The sequence below is a fragment of the Streptomyces sp. NPDC056373 genome (genome assembly GCF_042262425.1).
In the GTDB taxonomy this organism is placed as follows: domain Bacteria; phylum Actinomycetota; class Actinomycetes; order Streptomycetales; family Streptomycetaceae; genus Streptomyces.
This window is the reverse complement of sequence record NZ_JBHJPX010000040.1, coordinates 1-5,101: the sequence shown is the minus strand read 5'-3', so window position 1 is coordinate 5,101 and position 5,101 is coordinate 1. Positions and strand designations below refer to the sequence as shown.

At 70.4% G+C, this 5,101-nt stretch carries 6 protein-coding genes; 5 read left to right on the top strand and 1 reads right to left on the bottom strand.

Going from position 1 to position 5,101, the window contains the following annotated elements; all coding sequences use genetic code 11:
- A partial coding sequence (locus tag ACFCXS_RS39260; RefSeq protein ID WP_376648132.1) for an acyl-CoA dehydrogenase family protein occupies positions 1–748 on the bottom strand: 748 nt, incomplete at its 3' end.
- A gap of 258 nt (positions 749–1,006) precedes the next feature.
- Between ACFCXS_RS39260 and ACFCXS_RS39255 the strand changes: the two genes are divergently transcribed.
- The 5 genes from ACFCXS_RS39255 to ACFCXS_RS39235 form a co-directional block, all read left to right on the top strand.
- Positions 1,007–1,594, top strand: coding sequence for a maleylpyruvate isomerase N-terminal domain-containing protein (locus tag ACFCXS_RS39255; protein ID WP_376648131.1), 588 nt, complete (start codon positions 1,007–1,009; stop codon positions 1,592–1,594).
- Between the two features lie 265 nt (positions 1,595–1,859).
- Positions 1,860–2,240: a YybH family protein gene (locus tag ACFCXS_RS39250; RefSeq protein WP_376648130.1), complete on the top strand. Its 381-nt coding sequence runs from the start codon at positions 1,860–1,862 to the stop codon at positions 2,238–2,240.
- 109 nt (positions 2,241–2,349) lie between these two features.
- Positions 2,350–3,774 (top strand): flavin monoamine oxidase family protein, encoded by a 1,425-nt coding sequence (locus ACFCXS_RS39245; protein WP_376648129.1) that lies wholly within the window; start codon positions 2,350–2,352, stop codon positions 3,772–3,774.
- 47 nt (positions 3,775–3,821) lie between these two features.
- Positions 3,822–4,268 carry a YybH family protein gene (locus tag ACFCXS_RS39240; protein ID WP_376648128.1) on the top strand — a complete coding sequence of 149 codons (447 nt, stop codon included), beginning with the start codon at positions 3,822–3,824 and terminating at the stop codon, positions 4,266–4,268.
- A gap of 85 nt (positions 4,269–4,353) precedes the next feature.
- Positions 4,354–5,101, top strand: a 748-nt coding sequence (locus tag ACFCXS_RS39235; RefSeq protein WP_376648127.1) for an acyl-CoA dehydrogenase family protein, incomplete at its 3' end; no start/stop codon positions are given.

Genomic DNA, 5,101 nt, shown 5'->3' with positions numbered 1-5,101 from the left:
AGGCGCCGCGGGCGATGCCGATGAACACGGCGGCGCACTCGGCCATGACGAAGCTGAGCAGGCCGTAGTTGCGGCCGGTGGCACCCGTGTTGGAGCGGTCGCCGGTCGCGCTGACCATGACCTCCTCGAAGGACACGGCGTGGTGGGCGGGCACGAAGACGTCCTCGGCGACCGCGGTGGCACTGCCGGTGGCGGCTCCGGCCGAGACGTCCCAGTCGTCGACGACCTTGAGGTCGGACATGGGGACGAGGGCCATGATCTCGCCCTCGGTACCGTCCGGGTTGCGCACCATCGCCGCGGTGAAGTCCCAGTCGGCGCCCTTGCAGCCGGTGTTGAACTTCCAGGTGCCGTTGAGGCGGTAACCTCCCTCGACCGGGACCGCGACACCGGTCGGGGCGAACGCGCTGGAGATCTTGACGGAGCCGGAGGCGAAGACCTCCTCCTGGGCCCGGTCGGGGTAGAGCGTCGCCGTCCAGGTGCTCGTCACCCACACCATCGTCACCCAGGCGGCGGCCGGGCAGCCGCGGCCGATCTCGGTGATGACCCGGGCCTGGTCGGCGAGCGGAAGGTCGAGCCCGCCGAACCGGCGCGGCACGGCCATGCGGAACACCCCGGCCTTCTCCAGGAGTTCGATGCTCTCGTCGAGCAGCCAGCCGCGGTCCTCGGCGGCGCGGCCGTTCTCGCGCAGGGTCGGGACGATGCTGTCCACGGCTTCCAGTACGGCTGCCAGGTCGTCGTTCGTGGCCATTTCCGGCTCCTCGATTGTGATTCCTACTGCCGGTCGAGAGGCGCGAGAACCCCAACGCTCCCCGGCAGTTCAAAACCTTAACGAAGGACTCGGAGAAATGAGTAAGAGCACACTCATCGCCCGGTCATCACTGCCGCACCTCCAGAAACCGGAGGGGACCTGACACGCAATTACCGGCCGATTACCGGGTACTGACCGGGAAATTATCGGCAAATGATCGGCCAGTGCCCGCAATGGCCCGTGTGGGACCATCCCAGCATGACTCTTTCATGGCCCGAACTCGTACGTACGGCGGCCGAGGACACGACCTCGGCACTGGAAAAGGGAGCCGATCAGGACTGGCGCGGAAAGGCGGGTGATCTGGACTGGAGCTGTCGGGAGACCCTTTCGCACATCGCACTCGGGGTGGTGGGTTACGCGGGTCTGCTCATCGCCCGCCCCACCGACCGCTACATCACCCTGTTCTCCTCGATCGACGGCCACGCGCCGGTGCCGGCCGCGCTGGAGGGCATCCGGATCGCGGGCACGCTGCTCGCCGGCACCGTCCGGGACACCCCGCCGGAGGTCCGCGCCTGGCACCCCTACGGCCACTCCGACGCGGCCGGCTTCGCCGCGATGGGCGTGCTCGAACTCGTCGTCCACGGGCGGGACATCGCGCAGGCGGTGGGCGTGGACTACACACCGTCGGACGCGCTGGCGGCGCCGGTGGTGGAGCGGCTCTTCCCCGACGCGCCCACCGGCCACTCCCCCGCCGAGACCCTGCTGTGGTGCACCGGGCGCGCCGCGCTGCCCGGGCTGCCGCGCCGCGGCGCCTGGCGCTGGGACGGCCGGGTGCGCCAGGCCTGAGGCCACTCCTGCCCCACCCTCACCGGATCACGTGCCGCCGGGCCACTCCCACAGTCGCCCGGCGGCACTGTCATGTCGCCTCCCGCTGCCGGGAGACCACGGTATTACCGCAGCGTGGCTGGAACGTTGAACTCGCCCGAATAGTGTCGGCCACGGAAATGCACGGGCAACCGCACTGCCCGTGCGGCACCGCGTGGAACGTTTCTTTCTCCTGAACGTTCCCCTCAAACGTCTCTCCAGCCAAGAAGGCAGGTCGATTTCCGCCATGTCCGAGCTCGTCGCGGAACTGGAAAACCACACCGCACGTTACGTCGAGGCCGTCAACGCCGGCGACCACGAGACGGTCGAGAAGTTCTACACCGCCGACGCGGTCGCCGTCTGGGAACCGGGCAAGCCGCTCAGCGGTGACGAACGCCGGAAGTACCAGCGGGAATTCCTCGAGGCCGGGCCGCGCATGGCGGCCAAGCCCCGTCAGGTGTTCGTGACCGGCGAGACCGCGCTGATGATCGTCGACTGGACGATCGACATCCCCGGCGCCGACGGCACCACCGACCACCTGGCGGGCGTCGGGGTGGACGTGCTGACCCGGGGCGAGGACGGGGTGTGGCGCTACGCCATCGACGACCCGTACGGCCAGGCGAGCTGACCGGCGCGAGCGCCGCGGCACGCAGCACCGAAAAACACCTTGGCCCATGAGTGAGAAGCCGGTTCCGCACGGCGGGCCCGCACCGAGTACACGGGGGACACACAGCACCATGCACAGCACCGGACCCATCGGCGGGCGGCGGCCGACGCGCCGCACCCTGCTCAAGGCGGCCGGGGCGGCCGCCGTCACCGTACCCGCCCTGGCCCCGCTCGCCCCGGCCGCCTCGGCCGCCACCCGTGGCGCCGCGGCGGACTGGGACGTCATCGTCATCGGCGCGGGCTTCGCCGGCATCACCGCGGCCCGCGAACTGCGCGCCCGCGGCAAGCGGGTGCTCGTCCTGGAGGCCCGTGACCGCATCGGCGGCCGCACCTGGACGGACACCTACGGCGGCCAGCTGATCGAGCGCGGCGGGACCTGGGTCGAGCCGACCCAGCCCTACCTCGGCGCCGAACTCACGCGCTACAAGCTGGCGCTGGAGGAGGACGAGCCGATCTCGACCACCTGGCTGCCGACACCGAGCGGTCCGCGGCAGTTCACGCCCGAGGACGGGTTCGGCCGGATGGGCACCGTCTTCGAGCGCATGTTCGACGGTACGCGGACGTACTTCGAGAAGCCGTTCCAGCCCTTGCACCGGGCCGACCTGCTGCAGAGCCTGGACAAGCTGACGCTGCGTGACCGCCTGACCCAGCTCAAGCTCACGCGCGAGGAGGAACTCCTCGTCAACGGGCAGACGGCGGTCTACGCCGGCGGTGCGAGCACGGCCGGTGCCTTCACCATGTTCGCCCACTGGTGGGCCCTGGCCGGTCACACCAACGCGGGCTGGAACGACACCATGCGCTGGCGCATCGCCAAGGGCACCAAGGCCCTGCTCCAGGCGATGGTCGACGAGGCCAAGCCGACGATCAAGCTCAGCTCGCCGGTCGCCTCGGTGAACGACACCGGGACTCTGGTGTACGTCACCACCACCTCCGGCACGCGCTACAGCGCCGGCGCGGTCGTCGTGGCGATGCCGGTCAACGCCCTGAGCACGGTCAAGTTCAGCCCGTCCCTGCCGCCGGCGCTCACCACCGCGACGAGCCAGGGCATCGCCGTGGCCAACGCGGTGAAGCTGTGGATCCACGCCCGCAAGGGAGCCGGCCGGGTCTACGGCCAGGGCGCCGAGGGCGGCTCCCCGATCCCCATGCTGCTGCCGTTCAAGGAAACCTCCGACGGCATGCTCTACGTCGCCTTCAGCACCGATCCCACGCTCGACCCGACGAACACCGGCCAGGTGAAGAAGGCCGTGCAGCAGCTCGGCGTGAACCTGGACGTCATCGGCGTCAAGGCGCACGACTGGGGCCGTGACCCCTACGCGCGCGGCGGCTGGGCGTTCCGCAAGCCGAAGCAGCTCACCACGCTCTACCCGGAGGTCACCTACACCAGCGGGCGGCTCTCCTTCGCCAGCGGCGACATAGCCAACGGCTGGAGCGGCTACATCGACGGCGCCATCGAGTCCGGTCTGCGTGCCGCACGGCAGGCAGCGGGCGAGGAATGACCACCGAGCCATCACCCACCCACCCCCCCGAAGGGAACCGCATCCCCATGTCAGCAACGCCGGCCACGTCAGCCACCTCCTTCACCGTCCCCTTCGACCCGGAGCGGCCCGACCTCACCTCCGACACGGACATCCAGAACGAGATCTTCATCCAGGTCTTCAACTCCGGTGACGGTGAGCTGTTCAACCGCCTCTACCTCGACGACTCCGTGTCGAACTTCTCGGGCGAGCCCCTGACGGGCGCCGACCGGCTGGCGTTCTTCAAGGAGTTCCTGGCCTCGAAGCCGACCCTCGAGGCGACCGTCACCCACTCCTACGTCGCAGGCGACGTGGCGCTGATCGGGGTCGAGTACGCCATCGACACCACCGGCCCCGACGGTGAGCCGGTCCGGCTGGAGGGCGTCTGCACCGACGTGCTCCGCAAGACCGAGGACGGCCGCTGGCTGATGGCCATCGACCGCCCGGTGGCCGCGACCGGTCTGGTCGCCGACTAGCGCGCCCGGGAGCCCCCCTGGTGCGCCAGGGGGGCTCCGCCGTGCCGGAAAACCCCAGATGGACCGACGAAACGACGGAGAGACAGTGACCGGTCAGCAAGACCTGGCGTCCGTGCTGGACGCCGTACGCGATGCCGTCCCCACGCTGCGTGCGAACGGCGCGGAAGCGGAGGCGCGGCGTTGGATCCCCGAGGAGAACATCCAACTGCTGGAGAAAGCGGGGGTGTTCCGCGCCGCGGTGCCCCGCGCCCACGGCGGGCTCGACCTCGGCGTCGCCGACCAGTTCAAGGTCATCGCCGAGGTCGCGCGCGGCTGCCCGTCCACCGGCTGGCTGACCATGGTCTGGCTCACCAGCACCTGGTGCGCCTCCCTCTACCCCGACCGGGCGCAGAAGGAGGTGTTCGAGGGCGGCACCACCCGGGTCTCCATCGTCTTCGCCCCGACCGGCACCCTCACCCCCGTCGAGGGCGGTTACCGCCTCAACGGCACCTGGGGCTACAACTCCGGTGTCCGGGGGGCGGACTGGGACCTGCTCGCCGCGATGGTGGAGCGCCCCGACGGCAGCCATGAGGAACTCGTCGCGCTGGTCCCGGTCTCCGAGCTGGAGGTCACCGACGACTGGCACGTCAGCGCGGGAGCCGCCACCGGCAGCTGCACCACCACCGCCGCGGACGTGTTCGTGCCCGCCCACCGCGTGGTCTCCCTGGAGGAGGCCATGGTCAGCGCGACCGGCGACCGCGAGAACACCGGCGCCACCGGCCGCAACTACGGTCTGCTCGGGTACGTCCTCTCCGGCGTCGCCGCCGTGTTCACCGGCATCGCCCGCGGCGCCC